The following is a 19,957-nucleotide window of genomic DNA, read 5'->3' on the forward strand; positions in this document are numbered from 1 at the left end:
CTCCAGTGTGGGGTGCCAGGGTGGTCGTCCCGCGTTCGGTCGCGGGACACACGGATTCCCATCCGGGCCGGTGCAAACGTATGGCGGTCGTTCGACCGGTCGGGGTGCCGTCGATGGACGGAAAGTGAACGGCCGGGAAAGGACTGTCCGCGGTTCCCGCTATGGTCGACGGTGTGGTTGAAAAGGTCTCCCCCGCGCTCGCACGGCGCATCGCCCTGGCCGCGCAGGGGTTCGGCCGCCCGCATCCATCGACCGTCGGAACACGGCAGCTCAACGGGGTGATCGACCGCATCAACCTGCTGCAGATCGACTCGGTCAACGTGTTCGAGCGCAGCCACTACCTGCCGGTGTTCGCGCGGGTCGGCGCCTACGACAAGACGCTGCTCGACAGGCTGACGTTCGCGGCGAAATCGCCGCACACCGAATACTGGCCGCACGAGGCCGGGTTCATCCGGCGCGAGGACTGGCCGCTGTTCCGGTGGCGGATGGCGGCGTACCGCGAGCGCTACGGCACGGACCCGGACAGCTGGTATCAGCGGAACGCCTCCACGGTCGACTGGCTGCGCACCGAGCTCGCGTCGCGCGGGCCGCTCGTCGCCGGCGAGATCGAGCACGACGCCAACAAGCGGGCCGGCCCGTGGTGGGGCTGGTCGGACGTGAAGCGGGCGCTCGAGTTCCTCTTCCTGTTCGGCGAGGTGGCCGTGGCCGGGCGCACCCGGTTCCAGCGGAGGTACGCGCTCGCGGAGGACGTACTGCCCTCGTCGGTGCTCGACACCACGGTGACGACTCCGGATGCGGTCCGCGAGCTCATCCGCCGCTCCGCCGTGGCCCACGGCATCGGCACGGCGGGCGACCTGGGCGACTACTACCGCATCAAGCGCGCGCCGGCCGTGGCGGCCATCCAGGAGCTGGAGGACGCCGGGGAGCTGATCCCGGTGACGGTCGGCGGCTGGGAGCGCAACGGACGGCCGGAGAAGACCTGGCTGCACCGGGATGCGCGGCTCCCCCGCAGCGTGTCGGCGACCGCCCTGCTCTCGCCGTTCGACCCCGTGGTCTGGTACCGCGACCGGGCGCTGCGCATGTTCGACTTCCACTACCGCATCGAGATCTACACCCCGGCGGAGAAGCGGATCTTCGGCTACTACACGCTGCCGATCCTGCTCGACGACCGCGTGGTGGGCCGCATCGACCTGAAGAGCGACCGGCAGGCGCGCATCCTGCGCGTGCAGTCGGCGTGGTCGGAGCCGGGCGCTCCCGCCGAGACGGTCGAGCGCCTGGTGCCGCTGCTGCGCACGACCGCCGCCTGGCAGGGCCTCGACGACGTCGCCGTCACCGCCCCGCACCGCGGCGACCTCGCCCCGCTGCTCGCCGCCGCCCTCTGACCGGCCGCCCCGTCCCGCTCCCACGCAATCGAGTCCGGACTTATGCACGCGACACGCCGACGCGAGCGTGCACAAGTCCAGACTCGATTGCTTGGGGACGGGCGGCGGGCAGGCGTAGGGTGCGGGCATGAGTTCACCGCTGGAGTATCTGGATGCTGCCGGGGCCGATGAGGCCGACTTCGAATCGCCGATGCGCGAGCTCTACGCGTATCGCGACGGCGACCGCTGGGTGGACGGGTTCGTCACCGGAGTCAGACCGGGCGGTGCCCAGGACGGCAGCACGATGGTGCAGTTCGACGGGAGCACCTGGGTGCCCGCCTCCGAGGTGCGGGCCTCCGACCACTACGTCGCCGTGCTCCTGAACCCGGACGACACCGTCTACGCGGAGGTCGTGCAGAGCTACATCGACGGTCAGCCCGCCGATCCGATCCGCGACGTCTCCACCGTCGACGGCCAGAACGTCGGCACCCTGTGGCACCCGGTGGATGCGCCGCGCCTGTCGTCCACGCGCATCCCGTACCGCTACGCGGGCACCGCCGAGCTCGACTGACGCCATCCCGCAGCAATCGAGCCGGGACTTGTGCACGCGCCGCGCGGCGTGTCGCGTGCAGAAGTCCCGGCTCGATTTTCTAGAAGGTGGAGCCCATTTTCTCGAGGCGGTCGACGCGCTCGGGGATGGGCGGGTGGGTGCTGAACAGGCGACTCATCAGGCTGGGCTTCAGCGGGTTGGCGATCCAGAGGTGCGCCATCGACGAGTTCTGCTTCTGCATCGGGCGGCCGTATGCCTCGAGCTTGAGCAGGGCGCTGGCCAGCGCATCCGGGTGCCGGGTGGTCATCGCGCCCGTGGCGTCTGCGAGGTATTCGCGCTGACGGGAGACCGCCAGCTGCACCAGGGTGGCGACCAGCGGGGCGATGATCGCGGCGATGAGGCCGAAGACCAGGATGACCGGGTTTCCGCCTCCTCCGCCGCCGTTGTTGTTGATGTTGCGGTTGCCCATGCCGCCGAAGAACGCCATGCGGAGGAAGATGTCGGCGATGAAGCCGATGGCGACCGTGAGGCCGAACACGATCATCGACAGCCGGATGTCGTAGTTGCGGACGTGCCCCAGCTCGTGCGCCATGACGCCTTCGAGTTCGGCGTCGGTCATGATGTCGAGCAGCCCCGTGGTGGCCGCCACCGACGCGTGCTCGGGGTCACGCCCGGTGGCGAACGCGTTGGGCGCCGGGTCGTTGACGACGTAGACCGCCGGCATCGGCGTGCCCGTGGTGATCGACAGGTTCTCGACGATGTTCCACAGGCGCGGGTTGTCGGCCTTGGTGATCGGGATGGCGCCCGACATGCTCAGCGCCTGGCTGCTCGCCAGGAAGTACTGCACCACCGCGTAGAGCACGGCGCCGATGACCACGACCCACAGGATCGTGTAGCTCTGGTAGATGAAGCTCGCGAGCCAGCCGAGGCCGCCGATGATGATCAGGAACAGCAGGATCGTGAAGACCGTATTGCGCTTGTTCCTGGCTATCGCCCTATACATCGCCGCCCGCTAGAACTGGACGCGCGGGGGCTCCGCGATCGCAGCGAGGTCGCTGACCTCGAAGAAGTCGCGCTCCGTGAAGCCCATGCGCTTGGCGAAGATGTTGTTCGGGAACACCTTGATCTTGGTGTTGAGTTCGCGGACTCCGCCGTTGTAGAACCGGCGCGAGGCCTGGATCTTGTCCTCGGTGTCGACCAGGTCGGCCTGCAGGCGCAGGAAGTTCTGGCTCGCCTGCAGCTGCGGGTATGCCTCGGCGACCGCGAAGATGCTCTTCAGCGCGCTCTGCATGTGACCCTCGGCCACGGATGCCTCGGCCGGTCCCTGCGCGGACAGCGTCTCTGCGCGGGCCTGCGTGACGGACTCGAAGACGCCCTTCTCGTGCGCCGCATAGCCCTTGACCGTCTCGATGAGGTTGGGGATGAGGTCGGCACGACGCTTGAGCTGCACCGTGATGTCGCTCCACGCCTCGTCGACGCGGACCTTGAGAGTCACCAGCGAGTTGTAGGTGGCCCACAGGTAGATCCCGATGATCGCGACGATCACGACGACGATGATGACCGGGATGAGCCATTCCATTTTCGGGTACTCCTTGGTGTCCTGGCGCGTGACGACTGGGCGCAGATCCCATCCTAACGGCGGCCCGCGACGCTCTCACCGCGTTCCCACCACTCTCAAAGCAAGCATGGTGCGGTTCGGCAGGCGCCGCTCCGCCGGGTGCACAATGGGCAGGTGAGTGAGGTCGCCGAACGTCGCGGTCGGGGCCGTCCCCGCAAGCAGCGGGACGGCGCCTCCGCCAAGTCCGCCATCCTGAAGGCGGCGACGGAGGAGTTCGCCGAGCGCGGCTACGACGCGGCGTCGCTGCGGGCCATCGCACGGAGGGCCGGAGTGGACTCGGCGCTGGTCCACCACTACTTCGACGACAAGGCCGACCTGTTCACCGCGTCGCTGGATGCACCGCTGCGGCCCGACCGCATCCTGGGCGTGATCCTCGCCGGTCCGCGCGAGGAGGTCGGCGCCTCGATCGTGCGGCTGCTGGTGCGGCAGCTCGACGACGCCCGGTCGCAGGCGCGCATCGTGGCGATCCTCCGCACGGCCCTCGGCAGCGGGCCGGGCAGCAGGATGCTCAAGGAGTTCCTGACCAGGGAGGTGTTCGTGCGGCTCGCCGCCCTGGCCGGAGGAGACGACGCCGATCTGCGGGCCAATCTGGCCGCATCCCAGCTGGTGGGGCTGATGCTCACCCGGTTCGTGCTCAAGCTGGAGCCGGTGGCGCACGCCGACGCCGACGAGCTCGCCCGGCGCATCGGGCCGGTGATCCAGTGGCATCTGTTCGGGGATGTACAGGGCGGCACGGTGCTTCCGGGGAGCCCTGGGACGCAGCAACTGCCGTAGTCCTTGACGCGCCGGGGCTCGGAGCGAATAATTCATCACATGATGAATATGGCGGCCAGCGCGGTCTCCGTCGACGGCCTCACGGTGCGCCGCGGGAAAGCGACGATCCTGGACGGGCTGACCCTGCGCATCCCGCGCGGCGAGGTGGTCGGGCTGCTCGGGCCGAGTGGCTGCGGCAAGACCACCCTGATGCGCTCCATCGTGGGTGTGCAGCGGGTGGCGGGCGGCACCGTCGAGGTGCTGGGCGAGCCGGCTGGATCGCCCGGGCTCCGCCACCGCGTCGGCTACGTGACGCAGGCCGCGAGCGTCTACGACGACCTCACGGTGCAGCAGAACCTCACATACTTCCGGCGCATCCTCGGTGCGGCGAAGGCCGATGTGGACCGCGCCATCGAGGCGACCGACCTCGGCGCCAACGCCGGCCAGCTGGTCTCCACCCTCTCCGGCGGCCAGCGCAGCAGGGTCTCGCTCGCCGCCGCACTGCTCGGCGCCCCGGATCTGCTCGTGCTCGACGAGCCGACGGTCGGCCTCGACCCCCTCCTCCGCGTAGAGCTGTGGGAGCTGTTCCACCGGCTCGCCGACGCGGGCACCAGCCTGCTCATCTCGAGCCACGTGATGGACGAGGCCAGCCGCTGCGACCGGCTGCTGCTGATGCGCGACGGGGCGATCCTCGCCGACGAGACGCCCGCCTCCCTGCTCGCGTCGACGGGGGCAGAGGATGCGGAGGGCGCGTTCCTGGCACTGATCCGACGCCGCCATCCCAAGCACGCCCTCCCGGATGCGCCGGATGCACCGGATGCACCGAACACCGGGACAAAGGCCGACGGGGGCGAGCGATGAACGGCACCCGCACCATCGCCACCGCCGGCCGCGTGCTGACGCAGATCCGGCACGACCCGCGCACCATCGCCCTGCTCGTGGTGGTGCCGAGCCTGCTGATCGGACTGGTCGCCTGGATCTTCACGGACACCGGCGTGTTCTCGACCATCGGCCCGGCGATGCTCGCGCTGTTCCCGTTCATCGTGATGTTCCTGGTGACGAGCATCACCACACTGCGCGAGCGGCGCACCGGCACCCTGGAACGCCTGCTGTCGATGCCGCTCGGCAAGGCGGACTTCATCCTGGGATACACGCTCGCGTTCGGGCTGCTGGCCGTGGTGCAGACGCTGGTCGCCGTGGCGTACGCCGTGTGGGTGTGCGGGCTCGACATCAAGGGCAGCGTGTGGCTGCTGGTCGCGGTGGCGCTCGCCGACGCGATCCTCGGCACCACGCTCGGCCTGTTTGTGAGTGCGTTCGCCCGCACGGAGTTCCAGGTGGTGCAGTTCATGCCGGCGCTGGTGTTCCCGCAGATCCTGCTCGGTGGCATCTTCATCCCGCGCGACCAGCTGCCGGATGCGCTGCACATCATCAGCGACTGGCTCCCGCTCTCGCACGCCATCGACGCGCTGAACGCGGTGGCGAACGACACGCACGACGCCGCGTATGTGGGCGGCCAGCTGCTCATCATCGGCGCGTTCGCACTGGCCGCGATCGTCTTCGGCTCCCTCACCCTCCAGCGCCGCACCGCCTGAGCAGAGGCGATCGACGGGCGACCTCGGCGGGAACGACGACGCGGCGCCGACGCCTCCGAGTGCCCGACACCGGAGGCGGTCGACGCCGCGATCGTTTCGCTGGCGGCATCCGTGGTCGGACGGATGCCGTCAGAGCTCGGCTAGGGACGACCCCAGTTTCCCGATGGGGTCAGCACGAGCGTTGCACCGGGGCAGGGACCCCCGGGGTGGAGAACGGCGCGACCGCGGCGAGCGCGGGGCCGAAGCGTGCGATGGGGCGGGCGGAACGGGTGATGCGGTCGGACATCGGCGGGCTCCCTGAAGATGAATTATTCTCAACAACTCACAGGCGATTCACAGCTAGCAGGGAGTTTTCCAGGGAAATGAGGACGTGTCAAGAATCACGCCCGTCACACGAGTCACACGCGTCACCCCATCGACCACCGCAGATCGCCGAAATCACGGCGTTTTCCGCGGAATCACGCGGAAATCCGAGGCTTCCTCACCGGGCCGTCCCCTGGACACGCGGCACCCGCTTTGGGGACACCGCGCATCCACCGGTCACTCCCCCAGCACCCGCCGCAGGTACACGTTCTCGAAGCGGCGCTCCGGATCCAGCCGGTCGCGCACGGCCAGGAAGTCGTCGAACCGCGGATACGTCGCGCGCAGCGACTCGGCGTGCCTGGTGTGCAGCTTGCCCCAGTGCGGGCGGCCGTCGTGCGCCATCATGATCTCCTCCACCGCCGCGAAGTACTCCGTCGAGTCCTCGCGGTAGTAGCGGTGCACGGCGATGTATCCGGTCTCACGTCCGTAGGCCGTCGACAGCCAGTTGTCGTCCGCGGCGGCGGAGCGCACCTCGACCGGGAACGAGATGCGCCAGCCGCGCCGCTCGATCAGCGCCTTGACTTCGGCGAGGGCGCCGGGCACCGCCTCCCGCGGGATCGCGTACTCCATCTCGCGGAAGCGCACGGTGCGGTTGGTCACGAAGACGCGGGGAGAGATGTCGGTGAAGTCCCGGTTGCCGGTGAGCTTCTGCGCCAGGCGGCTGAACGGCGGGATGATCGCCGGGGCCATCGTGCCGACGGCGCAGACCCCGCGGTAGAGGCCGTTGGCGAGCAGCTCGTCGTCGACCCAGCGGCCGAAGGCGGGCAGCGGTGCAGCGGGCGCGCTGAGCGGAAGCCGCGTGTTCGTCTTGGTGAGCGCCGTCTCGGTGTGCGGGAACCAGTAGAACTCGAAGTGGTCCTCCGCCGCCGAGCGTTCGAGGAAGGTGTCGAGCGTGTGCTGCAGCGGTTCCGGCCGCTCGACCGCCTGCAGGAGGTAGGCGGGGACGCACTGGATGGTCAGGTCGACCAGCACGCCGAGCGCGCCGAGGCCGAGACGCACGGCGGGCAAGAGCTCCGCGTTACTGGTCTCGTTCACCGTCAGCACCTCGCCCGTGCCCGTCACCAGCGTGGCGCCGACGATCTGGGTCGCGAGGCCGCCGAAGCCTCCGCCGGTGCCGTGGGTTCCCGTGGAGGTCGCGCCCGCGATGGTCTGCCGGTCGATGTCGCCCATGTTCTCGAGCGCGAGGCCGTGCTGGCGCAGCAGCCGGGGCAGCTCGTGCAGGTGGGTGCCCGCCGCGAGCGTCACCCGGCCGCGCTCCACGTCGACGTCGACGATGCCGCGCAGGGCGGACAGGTCGAGCTGCACCCCGGGAGCCACCGCGATGCCGGTGAAGCTGTGCCCGGCGCCGACGGCCTTGACGCGCATCCCCTGTCTCGCCGCCGCCGCGACCGCGCGTTGCACGGCATCGGCGTCGGCCGGGCGCTCGACGCGGGTGGGGCGGACCTGCTCCGTGCGGGCCCAGTTGCGCCAGAGGGCGCCCGTGGCCGTCACAGGAACACCTTTCCGTCGCCGCGATAGCTGGGGACCGCTCCGACCACGGTAGCGCGGCCGTCGACCGCGTCGATCAGGTGGAACTCGTCGACGTGCTCGCTCAGCTCGCCGGACTTGGTGTGCCGCAGCCACACCCGGTCGCCGACGCGCATCACCCCGGCCGCCACCCCGGTGACGGGCGTCTGCACCTCGCCCGCCATCTCCCTGGCCACCATCGACAGCCCGGTCGGCCACTCGATCTTGGGCATCCTGTCCGCACCGGGAGGACCGGAGGCGATCCAGCCGCCGCCGAGCATGGTCGCAACATCCGGGCCCGGCCGCCGCACGACGGACAGCGCAAACGACGCGGCAGGCGCTGGACGGAACCCGGCGTACGAATCGAACAGGTAGCCGCCGAACAGTCCGCTCCCCGCGGCGATCTCGGTGACGGACTCGTCCGACGCCGTGAACTCCAGCGACCCCGTCCCTCCGCCGTTCACGAACTCGAGGTCCGCGATCTCGCGCACGGCCGCGACCGCCTGGCCGCGCCGGTCGAGCAGTTCGGCGCCGGAGTTCTTCTGCATCCAGCGCAGCGTCGCACCCCACGCCGGCCTGCCGGGCGGGTTGTTGCCCTGCCCGGCGATCTGCGCCTCGTAGGCCATCATGCCGACCAGGGTGAAGCCGGGACGGCGCACGATCGCCTCCGCCAGCTCGCGCACGGCGGCCGGCGTGTGCAACGGAGACCGGAACACGCCGATGTGGCCGAGCACGGGGCTCAGCCACGACGCATCCAACTCGATGCACAACCGGATGCTCTGCCGCTGCGCCGGGGGGACGACCGCGTCGATGAAGTCCAGGTGGGCCACGGAGTCGACCATGAGCGTCACGCGTTCCGCCAGCTCGGGGGCGTACGCCAGCCGTGCGATGGCCACGCGGTCGGCGGTCGGATAGCCGACCACCACATCCTCGATCGGCGGATGCCCGTCCGTCCCCTCCGCCAGCCACAGCGCCTCGGGCAGCGTGTACGCGAGGACGCCCGCGTATCCGGGGACCGCGAGCACCGCGTCCAGCACCGAGCGCACGCGCACCGACTTGGATGCGACCCTGATCGGCTTGCCGGAGGCCCGGCGCAGCATGTCGTGGGTGTTGTGCCGCAGCGCCGGCAGGTGCAGCACGGCGAGCGCCGGGTCGAGCCTGGCGGTCGCGGCCGACAGGGACGGCCAGAACGCATCCGGAGTGGTCCAGGTACGCTCGGCCGGCGTGGGCTTCGTGCTGAGGTCGATGGAGAAGGTCATCAGCGCACCGCTTTCACTCGTGCGACCGCGAGAGCACCCGCGAACGCGAACAGGCCGGAGAGGACGAACAGCCCGACGAAACCGCCGAGCGCAGCGACGATGCCCGCGCCGATCAACGGGGCCATCGCCTGGGGGACGGCGGTGGCGATGTTCATGATGCCGAGGTCCTTCCCCCGGTTCTCCGGGTCGGGCAGCACCTGGGTGGCGAGCGCCTGGTCGACGGAGAGGAAGCAGCCGTAGCCGAGCCCGAGCAGCCCGGCGGCGACCATCGCCACCGACAGCTCCGGCACGAACGCCAGCAGCAGCGCCGCGACGCCCTGGATGGCCGAGGAGAGGAACACGAACGCCTTGCGCCGCCCGATCCTGTCCGACCAGCGGCCCATCACCAGCGAGGCGACGATCACGAACACCATGTAGATGAGGATGAGGACGAGCAGGTCGTCGTCGGCGTTCTTGTCGTGCAGCCCGAACTCCAGGAAGTAGAGGAGAAGCGAGGTGCCGAACGCGTTGCCGAAGTTGACCAGCACGCGGCTGAGCAGCGTCCAGCCGAAATCGGGATGCTCGCGCGGCGAGATCCACAGGCTCTCGACGATCCCGCGGAACGTCATCCGCTGGCGCAGGTGCGGAGGGAGCACGGCGTCGGGGAGAAAGAGGAACGGCACGACGAGCACGAGCAGCAGCACCGCCATCGCCGTGTACCCGAACACCGCGCCGACGAAGACGTAGGTGACGAGCGAGACGCCGAGGATGATCCCGATGGCCTGCGGGGCGCTGATCCAGCCGGACACGTAGCCGCGCTGGCCGACAGGCACCTGGTCGGAGATCGTGGCGGTGAGGGCAGCGGTCAAGATGCAGAACCCGGTGAGCGCGAGCGACCAGAACACGCCGATCCCGACGATGGAGGTCTGAAGCCCGAGCAGGATGAGCGAGACCGCGAACACGACGGCGCCCGCCGCGATCCACGGCCTGCGCCGGCCGAAGCGGCTGGTGGTCCGGTCGGAGAGGGCGCCGGTGAGCGGGTACGCGACGATCGCGCACACCCCGGAGATGCCCGAGATGATGCCGAAAACCACCACGTTGTCGACCCAGTACGTGGTGTCCAGCTGCTTCTGCACCTGGTCGGGCAGCAGCTTCTGGATGGGCGCGAGCTGCGCCATCCAGATGCCGAGCCAGGCGATCGCGAAGAACGCGATCCAGCGGCCGGTGACCCGGCGGGTGGGCTCGGCGAAGACCGCCGGAGCTGAGAGTTCTGTCATCGGGTTCCTGCGTTCGGGTCGAGGGTGGACAGGACACGTGCCGGTTTCTCGCTGGGTGTCGCGAGCGTCGCCACCGCGTCGGCGGCGAAGTCGATGGTGGCCCGGGCCGCCGCGTCGTCGCGCGTGACGAGCCAGGCGACGGTGAGGCCGTCGGTGAGGACGACGAGCAGGCGCGCGACCTCTGCGGTGGGGCGCGACCACGCGCATCCGGTGATCGCCGCCGCCTGCACGACGGCGCGCTCCGCGACCTCGAAGTAGCGGTCGTACTGACGGCGTGCCAGCGGGGCGAAGCCGGGTTCGCGGAGCGCCCACTGGGTGAGCTCGAACATCGCCTTCTCGCGGTCGGGGTCGGCGCGGACGGCGGCGAAGTAGTGTTCGAGCCCGGCGCGCACCGCATCCCGCATCGTCGGCGGTTCGGCGCGGGGCGCAGCCTGCTCGTGGGCATCCTGCTCGGCGACCTGCTGCTCGAACACGGGGGCGAACGCGGATTGCTCGCCGTCGACCACCGTGTTGACGAGTTCGGCCATCAGCTCGTCGCGCGAGGTGAAGGCGTAGTGGAAGCTGGCGAGGGACATCCCGGCCTCCGCGACGATCCTGCGCGTGGTCGCGGCGGCCACGCCGTCGCGCGCGACGACGGAGAGGGCGGCCTGCACCAGCGCGGTGCGGCGTTCCACGGCGGAGATACGTGTCACGGCGGACTCCTCAGCGCGGGCTCCTTGCGCATCCTCGCGCGAAGAGTGGGACGGTTGACCCAGTTGTCAGTATGCCGTAAATCCGGCTCGGGAGTTTGACAGAAGGGGGGCGCGCCACCTGAAATGGGGTGGAATGCGGGTGTTTTCGTCTGATGTGTCGCCACCAGTCCGGCCGAGGGGGTCGTCCGGGCTGCTTGTCGGTGCCCTGATCGTGGTCGGCCTCGCGAGCGCAGCCATCCTCGGAGCCGTCGGCGTCGTCGCCCCGGCCAGCGCCGCCACCTCCACGCCGTCGCCGTCACCCTCCTCCGGCACACCGGCCCAGAACTCCCCTCAGCTGTCCAGGCCATCGCAGACCTCGCCATCGCAGACTTCGCCGGCAGACACCACCCCGAGCGCGGCACCGTCCGACACCGCTCCCCCCACCTCCCCGCCGCCGACTCCCGGCCCTCCGACGATCGACCAGCTGCCCTCCGGTCTCGTCACCTCCTTCCCGCTCACCGTATCCGGCACCGGCACGCCCGGCGACCTCATCCACGTCTCCGCCGGAGCCGCGAGCACGGCCGGCGCCCGCTGCGACGCCCCGGTGAACGCGAGCGGCGACTGGTCCTGCGCGCTCCCCACACCGCCGGACGGACCGGGCGTGGTGGTCCGCGCCGAGTCGCGCAACAACGGCCTCGAAGCCTCCGACCGGGTGGATGTGCTCTCCCCGCCGGTCATCGCCGCCCTGAACGGCACCCTCGTCTCCGGCGGCGGCGTGCACGGCACGGCGTACCCGGGGGCGACCGTCACGGTCCGCGCCGAGAACGGCTCCACCTGCTCCTTCCCCGCCGACTCCACCGGCACCTGGGGCTGCGTGCTGAGCAAGCCGCTGCCGAGCGGCAAGCACACGATCACCGCGACGCAGCGCGCGCCGTTCTCCAGCCAGTCCTCCGGCAGGAGCGCGCCCGTCGCGATCACCGTCGACACCACGCCTCCCGCCGCTCCGCGCATCGGCTCCCCCGCCCCGGGCACGGAGACCCCAGTCGGCCGCCCGCTCGCCTTCTCCGGCACAGGAGAGGACGCCGCGAAGGTGACCGTGTACGGCAGCGACGACAACGGCAGCGTCGTGGTGTGCACGGCCGTCGTGCGCGGCACGGCGTGGTCGTGCACCGGAACGCTCGGCGCAGGACGGTTCACCGTCTCCGCGCTGCAACGGGATGCGGCGGGCAACGTCAGCGGCGGATCCAACCCGGTCGCGATCACCGTCCTGACCGCCGCGCCGTCGCCCAGCACGTCTCCCGAGTCGCCGAGCACGACGCCCTCCCCGCACACGACGCCGTCGCCGGCCGTCCCCGTCGTGCCGCCCGGCACGACCCCGAGCCCGACGCCGTTCGACCCGTACAGCGGAAACGGCGCCCCTACCCGGCCGGACTGGATGGGGACCCCGTTCACCAGCGCGTCGGCCCCTGTCGTCTCCGCCGCCGCCTTCCCGGGCTGGCTGCGGTCGCTCCTGCTCGCCGTCGCCGCCCTCCTGCTGCTCGCGCTGCCTGCCCGGCTGCTCGCGGTGACCGTCGCGCGCGAACGCGACGGACGCGCCGCGCGGACCCGGGCGAGCATCTTCGGACGCAACCGCAGCAGGGCGGAGCTGCGCGACGCGGACGCTGCCGGGGCATCCCGCGTCGGGGCATCCGGGGCCGGTGCATCCGAAGTCGGCGCATCCGGGGCCTCCGTCGCGTCGGCGGACGCCGCATCCGGAGCTGCCGCCCCGCGCAGCCCGTGGCTGATCCCGACGGCATTCGTCGCGGCGGCAGCCCTCGTGACCCTGTCCAGCCCGGTCGACGACGCGGGGGCATACCTGCGCGTCATCCTCGCCATCGCGGTCGCGCTGGCCGCGGTGAACGCTGTCTGGGTGGCCGTCGCGCGCTGGACCTCCCCGCACTTCGGCGGCGGTCGGGCGACCATGATCTTCCGGCCGTCGATGCTCATCATCGTCGGCGTCGCTGCCGTCGCCTCGCGGCTGATCGGGCTGCAGCCCGCCCTCCTGTTCGGGCTGATCCTCGGCGTCGCGTTCGCCGGTGCGGCCGGGAGGGTGGCGCGCGGCAGGGTCGCCGCCGTCCAGCTGGCCGGCGTCGCCGTGCTCGGCGTGATTGCCTGGCTGACCGTCGGCCTGCTGCCCGAGCCGACCGGCGTGGTCTCGGCGTTCTTCCGCGAACTCGCCAACGCGGTGTCGCTGCTCGGCCTCGGCTCCGCGGCCATCGCCCTGCTGCCGATCGGCGGGCTCGCCGGACGACAGGTGTTCCAGTGGTCGCGGGGCATCTGGGTCGGACTGGCGCTGGTCGTCTACACCCTGCTGTTCGCGCTGCTTCTTCCCGTTGCCTCCCTCGTCGAGACGGGGCAGAGCACGCTGGTCATCGCCATCGCCGCCTTCGCGTTCGCCGCGCTCAGCGTGTGCGTCTGGCTGTGGGAGAAATACGTGGAGCCGTCGCGCTAGAGCGCATCCACGTAGTACCAGTCCCCGCCGTCGCGCAGGAACCGGGATGCCTCGTGCTGCACCCCGCGCTCCGTGCCCGTGTAGTAGGCGGAGAACTCCACGACGCCGTCCCGGTCGAACGGGCCGCCGCGCTCGGTGCGCTCGATGTCGAGCCGGTACCAGCGCAGACCCTGGTCGAGTTCGAGCGTCTGCGGCCGGGTCGACGGATGCCAGCTGCGCAGCAGATACGGGGCGTCGCCGAGCGCGAACGCGGAGAACCGCGACCGCATCAGCCGCTCGGCCGTCGGCGCCGCCTGCTCGCCGCGGTGCAGCGGACCGCAGCACTCGTCGTACGGCTGGCCGCTCAGGCAGGGACAGCGGGAGGAAGGCACCGCACGAGCCTACCCGCGCCGACGCTTCCGCCGACGCCGGATGCGGCCGGCCGAGAAGGACCCGGCCGTGGCGCTACGGGGAATCGATGCCACGACCGGGTCGGGAGACACCACACCAGTTCGGCGTCCGCTCTCACTCTCCACCGCAACCTTGAACGCAGCCTCTCCGCGCGCTGAAAGTCCTCACAGCCGCCGCCTGCGCACACTGCAGCCGTCAGCGCGCATCACAGCGGTCAGTGCTCGCGCGCCGCTTCACCGGCGGCCACCACGCAGAACCTGTTGCCGTCCGGGTCGGCGAGCACCACGTAGTCCGCGCCCTCCTCGTAGTCCCAGTCCACCCGGGATGCGCCGAGCCCCAGCAGGCGCTCGACCTCCTCCCCCTGGTCGAGCGCATACAGGTCCAGGTGGTGGCGCTGATGCTCGGCGGCCGCACTGGAGACCTGCGTGATCGCCAGCTGCGGGCCGTGCCCGGCGTTCGGGACCAGGATCGCCCAATCGTCGTCGGGCTCCCGCAGCGGCCGGTAGTCGATGGCCGCTGTCCAGAACTCGATGGCCCGCGGCACGTCCCGCACACCCCACACGATCGATCCGATGCGCATCATGGCCTCAGTATCCGCCCCGCCACGCGCGTCCGCCAGCGTCCGACGGTGTACCGTGAATGCATGGCTGGATTGCTCATCGGATTCATTTGGCTCGTCGTCATCGTCGGCGGCGGCCTCTCGCTGGCCGCCCTCGTGCAGATGGCGAAGTCGCCGTACCGCAACCGCTGATCGCGGAGCGCCGTCTGGCGCGCCCCATCCGGCTCGTTCCGGACGCGTCAGTCGTTCCGGATGCTTCAGCGCAGCCCGGCGACGAACAGGTTCAGCACCCTGCGCAGATCGTCGCGGGTGTATCCGCTCTTATTGGCCGCCCACGCCAGTGAGCTGGCGAACACGAACAGGTCGTCGGCGACGACGTCGGGCCGTACCGCACCCGCATCCTGAGCCCTGCTGAGCAGGCGCGCGGTGGCGACCTTCATCGAACTGCAGGGCGCCGTCAGCGGCGACTCCGGGTCGCAGACCGCGTCCGCCACCGAGTCCGGCAGCCCGTCGTAGCTGGACAGGTGCCTGGCCAGGTCGATCAGCCAGTCGTTGAGGGCCTCACCCGCATCCGGCCTGGTCAGCAGCTCCGTCGCCCGGGCGTCCAGGCCCTGCCTGCTCTCGACGAGGGCAGCGGCGAGCAGGCACTCCCTGGTCGGGAAGTGCCGGTAGAGCGTTCCCGCCCCGACGCCGGCCTTCTTGGCGATGTCGTCGAGCGACGTCTGCACGCCGTTCTCGGCGAACGCCTCGCACGCCACGTTGACGATCTTGTCGTAGTTGCGCTGCGCGTCCGCGCGCAACGGCTTGGGTTGGGTGATGGTGTCGCCGCCCATTCGAACTCCTTCTCGACCTGTTCACTTCATCGCCATTGACAAAGCGGAGACAGTCTCCATATTGTTGATCACTCAAGAGGAGAGTCTCTCCGGATAGCAGTCTAAGCCCCGCGGAACGGAACGCACCATATGTCGACCACCGAACTCAACGAGAACCCACCAACCTCCCCGCTTCCCGCCGTCACCACCAGCGCGCCCCGCGCATCCCGTGCCTCGCTGCGCGGACCGGCCCTCGGCCTCGTCGTCGTCTTCATCACGCAGCTGATGCTGGTGGTCGACGCGAGCATCGTCAACGTCGCCCTCCCCGACATCCAGAACGAACTGCACTTCTCCCCCACCGACCTGTCGTGGGTGGTCACCGCGTATGCGCTCGCGTTCGGCGGCCTCATCCTGCTGAGCGGCAAGATCGGCTCGATCGTCGGAGCCAGGCTCGCCCTGATCGTGGGCGTCGGCGTGTTCATCGTCGCGTCGGCCCTCGGCGGGTTCGCGCCCTCGCCGGAGATCCTGGTCGCCGCGCGCATCCTGCAGGGCATCGGCGCCGCCATCGCCGCGCCGAGCACGCTCGTGCTGCTCGTCGCCAACACCACCGAGGGCGCGAACCGGGCGCGCGCGATGTCCCTGTTCGTGCTCGCCGCGGGCAGCGGCGGCGCCATCGGCCTGATCCTCGGCGGCATCCTCACCACCAGCTTCGGCTGGGAGTGGGTCATGTTCGTCAACGTGCCGATCGGCATCCTGATCATCGCGGGCGCCGCCCTGTTCCTCACCGAGACGAAGCGCGTTCCGGCGAAGCTCGACCTGGGCGGCGCTGCCGTCTCCACGATCGGGATGGTCGCCCTCGTCTACGCGTTCACCCGCGCCGCCAGCCACGGCTGGACCGACGTGCAGTCGATCGCGTCGTTCGTGATCGCCGCAGCATCCCTCGTCGGCCTGATCTTCATCGAGCGCAAGCACTCGAGCCCGGTGGTGCAGCTGCACTTCTTCTCGCGGATGCGCACGGCGGCACCGCTGCTCGGGATGCTCCTGGTCCCGGCCGGGATGTTCGGCTTCTTCTACTTCGTGACCCTCTTCACCCAGAAGGTGCTCGGCTTCGACCCGCTCGGAACCGGCCTCGCCCTGCTGCCGTTCGTCGGCGCGATGCTCATCACCAACGAGCTGGCCCCGCGCTACCTGCTCCCCCGCGTCGGCGAGAAGGTGGTCGGCGTGCTCGGCCTCAGCGGCATGGTCGTCGGCCTGATCTGGCTGGGCCAGATGAGCGCATCCAGCACCTTCCTCAGCGGCATCCTGGGACCTGCGATCGTGCTCGGCATCAGCGCCGGCCTGACCTTCGCACCGCTCACGTCCATCGCGATGGCGCAGGCCCCGTCGGACGAGGTGAGCGCGGCATCCAGCCTGGTGCAGGGGATGCAGCAGCTCGGCGGCAGCGTCGGCGTCGCGGTCCTGACCACGGTGTTCATCGCGGTCACGGCCACCTCTGGCGAGGCACGCGGCATCTCCACGTCGCTGCTGCTCGGGGCGGCATTCCCGGCCGCGGCGCTGGTGCTGTTCGCGATCTGGGGGCGGCGCATCCCTGCGGATGGTGGTGGTTCCGGCTCCGGTGGGCCGCTCGGTATGCACTGAGCACGGTTTCACGGTGCGACGGCGTCCACGGGGTACTCCCCCGCGGGCGCCGTCGGCGTCGGTGCGCGTGTGTTGCCCACGCTCGCGTGCACGCCGGTACCCGCCTTCGCGCCGCTCAGCCCAGGCAGCCGGAGCCGAGCGCGAGGTGCGCGACGAGCATCCCGCCACTCGCCCACCACGCGAGGAACAGCCCGGCAGCGGTGAGGACGACCGTCGCGATGAGCCCGCGCAGCACCCTTGCGCCGCGCCTCCCGGGCGCGAACGCGACGAGCGCCGCCGCCGCGCCGAGCGTGACCAGCACGAGCGGCACCACCCCCAGCGCGACGAGCAGGCCCACCCCGCTCTGCCCGGCGGCGCGCGCCTTGCACTCGTCGCCCCAGGTGTCCTCCACGACGACCGCGAACCAGAACCACGCCACCAGCACGGCCACCGCCGACAGAAAAACCGTCAGCGTGAACCGAGCCCTCCCCCGTCGCCCGCTCCCCGACTCCACACGCCCACTCTGCCCGCCGCCCCTCCGAGAACGCCGCACCCGCGCCGCTACGATGGAAGCCGGGCCCCCATAGCCCAATCGGCAGAGGCAGGCGACTTAAAATCGCTTCAGTGTGGGTTCGAGTCCCACTGGGGGTACTCGCCGCCTCGGCACCGCGCATCGGAAGGGTTCCCATGACTCGCGCTCTCGTCATCATCGACATCCAGAACGACTATTTCCCCGGCGGCGCGCATCCCCTGGTCGGGTCGGTGGCGGCGGCCGAGCGGGCGTCGGCGGTGCTGGTGGCGTTCCGGGAGGCGGGCGATCCCGTCGTGCACATCCAGCACGTGTGGGATGCACCGGATGCGTCGTTCATGCGGCCGGGGACGGCCGGGGTCGAGATCCATCCGCTCGTCGCTCCCGCCGGGGACGAGCCCGTTCTGCGGAAGGCCGAGCCGAACGCGTTCGTCGGCACGTCACTGGAGGACACCCTGCGCTCGCTCGCGCCCGACGAGCTGGTCGTGCTCGGGATGATGTCGAGCATGTGCGTCGACTCGACCGTCCGCGCGGCATCGGACCTCGGGTTCGCCGTCACCCTCGTGCACGATGCGTGCGCGGCGCCCGACCTGACGTTCGGCGGCACGACGGTGCCGGGCGAGGCGGTGCACGCGGCGTTCATGGCCGCGCTGTCCGGCAACTTCGCCACGCTGGTCGGCGCGACCGAAGTGACTGGCTCGCGGCCGTAGCCGCGCCGCCAGCCCCAGCGCACCGCCACGCTCACCGAACCCCACTCACCGCGCGGTGACGACCCGCTTCTTCAGGAACAGGATCGGCAGCAGCCACCCGCCCAGCGCCGTGACGATCCACACCACCAGCGTGGCCAGCACCCAGGCGGTCGCGCCGTCGATGTGGATGCCTCCGGGGAACAGGCTCGCGACGAGCAGCGCCAGGAAGGTCGACACCAGTCCGATGCCGCCGAGCAGCGCTGAGGCGTACTTGCGCGCGATGTTGAACACGAACGGCGACAGGATGCTCTGAGCGATCGCGAACACGATCGCCGCCACGAGGAAGCCGCCCCACTCCAGCCGCACGCCCGGCACCAGCCAGCCGGCGACGAGCAGCCCGATGGCCGCGGTCACCAGGAAGATCGCGGCACGGATGAGGAATCGGATCACAGCGGTCTCCCGTCGACGGTGCTCCCGAGGATAGCGGAAACCCGCCGCGACTCAGGCTCTGCTGCCGCCCGCTGCCGCGGCGGTGGTGGCCGGGATGCGGCGGTCGAGCACCGTGATCAGCACCAGCAGCACGCCGATGCCGCCGAGCACCCAGCCGAGCGTGTGCAGGCCTGCGTCCGTGGCCTGACGGCCGAAGGTGATGCCGATCAGGCTGGAGGAGAAAATCGCGCCCAGGTAGGCGAACGTCCGGTACAGCCCGGAGGCGACCGCGATCTCGGCGGCGGGCGCCTGCACGTACAGGGTCGCCTGGTTGGCGAAACCGGTGAAACCGTTGGCGCAGCCGAGCAGCAGGGACATCCCGATCAGCAGCCAGATGCTCGCGTCCGCGTCCATGAACTGCATCACCAGGGCGCTCAGCACCACCGAGACGGCGCCGATGACGAGCGGCCAGCGCACCCAGCCGCGGGTGGAGGCGACCCGGGCGATCACGATGCTGAGACCGGACAACGGCAACAGGATGAGGCCGACCGCCGTCGCGCTGTATCCGGCGGCCTGCTCCATCCACTGGCTCGTGCCGTAGAGCACCGAGTAGACGACGAGGGCGGAGAGGGTCTGGCGCAGGTAGGTGCGCTGCAGCGGGCGGTTGCTCGCGAGCATCCGGACGTCGATCAGCGGCTTGGCCACGCGCCGCTCCCAGAGGATCAGCCCAGTACCGAAGACGGCGACGACGGGGAGCAGCCACCAGAGAGGGGAGGCGAGCCCGGACAGGAACACCAGCGCGCTCACGATGGTGCCCGCGAAGAGCACGATGCCCGGAATGTCGACCGACACCAGGAGCGCGCGGGCGCCCTGGTGCTCGCGCGGCGCATCCTTCTCGACGCCGAGCAGCGTGAACACGAACGTGACGACCGCCAGCGGGATGTTCACGAAGAACAGCGCGCGCCAGCCGAACGTCCCAGCGAGCAGGCCGCCGAGCGGCAACCCGAACACGGTGGTGATCTGGGCCGCGATGGAGAAGTTGCCGAGCACGCGGGCGGGCACGCCGATCCCGTGCTCGTCGGCCCGGCGGCGCACCAGGGCCATCGCGGTCGGATAGGCGGCGGAGGTGCCGATGCCGATGAGCGCGCGGGAGAGGAGCAGGAAGCCGAAACCGGGCGCCGCCGCACCGACGATGCCCGCCGCCAACAGGATGACCGCCCCGGCCATGAACACGCGGCGCGGCCCGAACAGGGTGGCCAGCTTGCCCATCGTGGGCTGGCTGACGGCGCTGCAGAGGTAGAGCACCGAGATGAGGCTGGCCGTCTGGCCCGGACCGAGGTGGAAGTCGAGGCCGATGCTCAGCAGCCCGGTCGCGATCATCGAGCTGTTGATCGGGTTCAGCGTGGAGCCGAGGAGGAGCGGTGCGGTGAACCGCCACCCGAACGGCGTGCGCGCGCGCACCGCGTGCGTGCTCTCGGTACCTGTGCTCTCCGTGCCTGTGTCCGTCTCATC

20 protein-coding genes and 1 tRNA gene are annotated in these 19,957 nt (G+C 70.5%); 9 read left to right on the forward strand and 12 right to left on the reverse strand.

The features are described 5' to 3' along the window. Window positions 1-173 precede the first annotated feature (173 nt). Window positions 174-1,382 (forward strand): crosslink repair DNA glycosylase YcaQ family protein, encoded by a 1,209-nt coding sequence (locus tag HF024_RS12630; RefSeq protein ID WP_168689764.1) that lies wholly within the window; start codon window positions 174-176, stop codon window positions 1,380-1,382. A 127-nt stretch (window positions 1,383-1,509) separates the two neighbouring features. Beyond that, window positions 1,510-1,932, forward strand: coding sequence for a hypothetical protein (locus HF024_RS12635; protein WP_085371242.1), 423 nt, complete (start codon window positions 1,510-1,512; stop codon window positions 1,930-1,932). A 79-nt stretch (window positions 1,933-2,011) separates the two neighbouring features. Here the strand turns inward: HF024_RS12635 and HF024_RS12640 are convergent, their stop codons facing one another. Further along, window positions 2,012-2,914 (reverse strand): M48 family metalloprotease, encoded by a 903-nt coding sequence (locus HF024_RS12640; RefSeq protein ID WP_168689765.1) that lies wholly within the window; start codon window positions 2,912-2,914, stop codon window positions 2,012-2,014. 9 nt (window positions 2,915-2,923) lie between these two features. Continuing rightward, window positions 2,924-3,490, reverse strand: a complete 567-nt coding sequence (locus HF024_RS12645) for a LemA family protein (protein WP_055895541.1) — start codon at window positions 3,488-3,490, stop codon at window positions 2,924-2,926. A 153-nt stretch (window positions 3,491-3,643) separates the two neighbouring features. On the opposite strand from HF024_RS12645, the gene HF024_RS12650 reads away from it, so the two are divergent. From HF024_RS12650 to HF024_RS12660, 3 genes are read left to right on the forward strand one after another with little or no spacing between them, the layout of a single operon-like run. Then, on the forward strand, window positions 3,644-4,303 hold the full coding sequence (locus tag HF024_RS12650; RefSeq protein WP_247597107.1) for a TetR family transcriptional regulator: 660 nt from the start codon (window positions 3,644-3,646) through the stop codon (window positions 4,301-4,303). A 48-nt stretch (window positions 4,304-4,351) separates the two neighbouring features. After that, on the forward strand, window positions 4,352-5,143 hold the full coding sequence (locus tag HF024_RS12655) for an ABC transporter ATP-binding protein (RefSeq protein ID WP_168690896.1): 792 nt from the start codon (window positions 4,352-4,354) through the stop codon (window positions 5,141-5,143). After that, window positions 5,140-5,874 (forward strand): ABC transporter permease, encoded by a 735-nt coding sequence (locus tag HF024_RS12660; RefSeq protein ID WP_085371244.1) that lies wholly within the window; start codon window positions 5,140-5,142, stop codon window positions 5,872-5,874. The genes HF024_RS12655 and HF024_RS12660 overlap by 4 nt, the downstream gene beginning before the upstream one ends. Window positions 5,875-6,414: 540 nt before the next feature. Here the strand turns inward: HF024_RS12660 and HF024_RS12665 are convergent. From HF024_RS12665 to HF024_RS12680, 4 genes are read right to left on the reverse strand one after another with little or no spacing between them, the layout of a single operon-like run. Further along, complete coding sequence (locus HF024_RS12665; RefSeq protein ID WP_168689766.1) at window positions 6,415-7,728, reverse strand: D-arabinono-1,4-lactone oxidase; 1,314 nt, start codon at window positions 7,726-7,728, stop codon at window positions 6,415-6,417. Continuing rightward, entirely contained in the window at window positions 7,725-9,002 is a 1,278-nt protein-coding gene (locus tag HF024_RS12670; protein ID WP_168689767.1) for an amino acid deaminase/aldolase, read from the reverse strand. Before HF024_RS12670 ends, HF024_RS12665 begins: the two co-directional genes overlap by 4 nt. Then, complete coding sequence (locus tag HF024_RS12675) at window positions 9,002-10,258, reverse strand: MFS transporter (RefSeq protein WP_085371247.1); 1,257 nt, start codon at window positions 10,256-10,258, stop codon at window positions 9,002-9,004. The genes HF024_RS12670 and HF024_RS12675 overlap by 1 nt, the downstream gene beginning before the upstream one ends. After that, the gene (locus tag HF024_RS12680) at window positions 10,255-10,950 is read right to left on the reverse strand and encodes a TetR/AcrR family transcriptional regulator (protein WP_168689768.1); all 696 of its coding nucleotides are present in this window, start codon (window positions 10,948-10,950) and stop codon (window positions 10,255-10,257) included. Before HF024_RS12680 ends, HF024_RS12675 begins: the two co-directional genes overlap by 4 nt. A gap of 154 nt (window positions 10,951-11,104) precedes the next feature. Here HF024_RS12680 and HF024_RS12685 point away from each other — a divergent pair, with 154 nt between their 5' ends. Continuing rightward, complete coding sequence (locus HF024_RS12685; protein ID WP_247597108.1) at window positions 11,105-13,420, forward strand: Ig-like domain-containing protein; 2,316 nt, start codon at window positions 11,105-11,107, stop codon at window positions 13,418-13,420. Here the strand turns inward: HF024_RS12685 and HF024_RS12690 are convergent. The 3 genes from HF024_RS12690 to HF024_RS12700 form a co-directional block, all read right to left on the reverse strand. After that, the gene (locus HF024_RS12690) at window positions 13,417-13,791 is read right to left on the reverse strand and encodes a YchJ family protein (RefSeq protein ID WP_168689769.1); all 375 of its coding nucleotides are present in this window, start codon (window positions 13,789-13,791) and stop codon (window positions 13,417-13,419) included. The two genes, HF024_RS12685 and HF024_RS12690, sit on opposite strands and share 4 nt — an antisense overlap. 233 nt (window positions 13,792-14,024) lie before the next feature. Beyond that, window positions 14,025-14,393: a VOC family protein gene (locus HF024_RS12695; protein ID WP_085371250.1), complete on the reverse strand. Its 369-nt coding sequence runs from the start codon at window positions 14,391-14,393 to the stop codon at window positions 14,025-14,027. Between the two features lie 233 nt (window positions 14,394-14,626). Beyond that, window positions 14,627-15,202, reverse strand: coding sequence for a TetR/AcrR family transcriptional regulator (locus tag HF024_RS12700; RefSeq protein WP_085371251.1), 576 nt, complete (start codon window positions 15,200-15,202; stop codon window positions 14,627-14,629). 129 nt (window positions 15,203-15,331) lie between these two features. Here HF024_RS12700 and HF024_RS12705 point away from each other — a divergent pair, with 129 nt between their 5' ends. Further along, entirely contained in the window at window positions 15,332-16,819 is a 1,488-nt protein-coding gene (locus tag HF024_RS12705) for an MFS transporter (RefSeq protein ID WP_168689770.1), read from the forward strand. Window positions 16,820-16,934: 115 nt separating this feature from the next. On the opposite strand, the gene HF024_RS12710 is transcribed toward HF024_RS12705, so the two are convergent. Next, complete coding sequence (locus HF024_RS12710; protein ID WP_168689771.1) at window positions 16,935-17,312, reverse strand: hypothetical protein; 378 nt, start codon at window positions 17,310-17,312, stop codon at window positions 16,935-16,937. A gap of 63 nt (window positions 17,313-17,375) precedes the next feature. Here HF024_RS12710 and HF024_RS12715 point away from each other — a divergent pair. Beyond that, window positions 17,376-17,449, forward strand: a tRNA-Leu gene (locus HF024_RS12715). A 36-nt stretch (window positions 17,450-17,485) separates the two neighbouring features. Further along, the gene (locus HF024_RS12720) at window positions 17,486-18,037 is read left to right on the forward strand and encodes a cysteine hydrolase family protein (protein WP_168689772.1); all 552 of its coding nucleotides are present in this window, start codon (window positions 17,486-17,488) and stop codon (window positions 18,035-18,037) included. A 45-nt stretch (window positions 18,038-18,082) separates the two neighbouring features. Here the strand turns inward: HF024_RS12720 and HF024_RS12725 are convergent, their stop codons facing one another. Beyond that, on the reverse strand, window positions 18,083-18,466 hold the full coding sequence (locus HF024_RS12725) for a phage holin family protein (protein ID WP_168689773.1): 384 nt from the start codon (window positions 18,464-18,466) through the stop codon (window positions 18,083-18,085). Between the two features lie 51 nt (window positions 18,467-18,517). Further along, window positions 18,518-19,906 (reverse strand): MFS transporter, encoded by a 1,389-nt coding sequence (locus HF024_RS12730; protein WP_168689774.1) that lies wholly within the window; start codon window positions 19,904-19,906, stop codon window positions 18,518-18,520. Window positions 19,907-19,957 lie beyond the last annotated feature (51 nt).

This window comes from Leifsonia sp. PS1209 (genome assembly GCF_012317045.1).
In the GTDB taxonomy this organism is placed as follows: domain Bacteria; phylum Actinomycetota; class Actinomycetes; order Actinomycetales; family Microbacteriaceae; genus Leifsonia.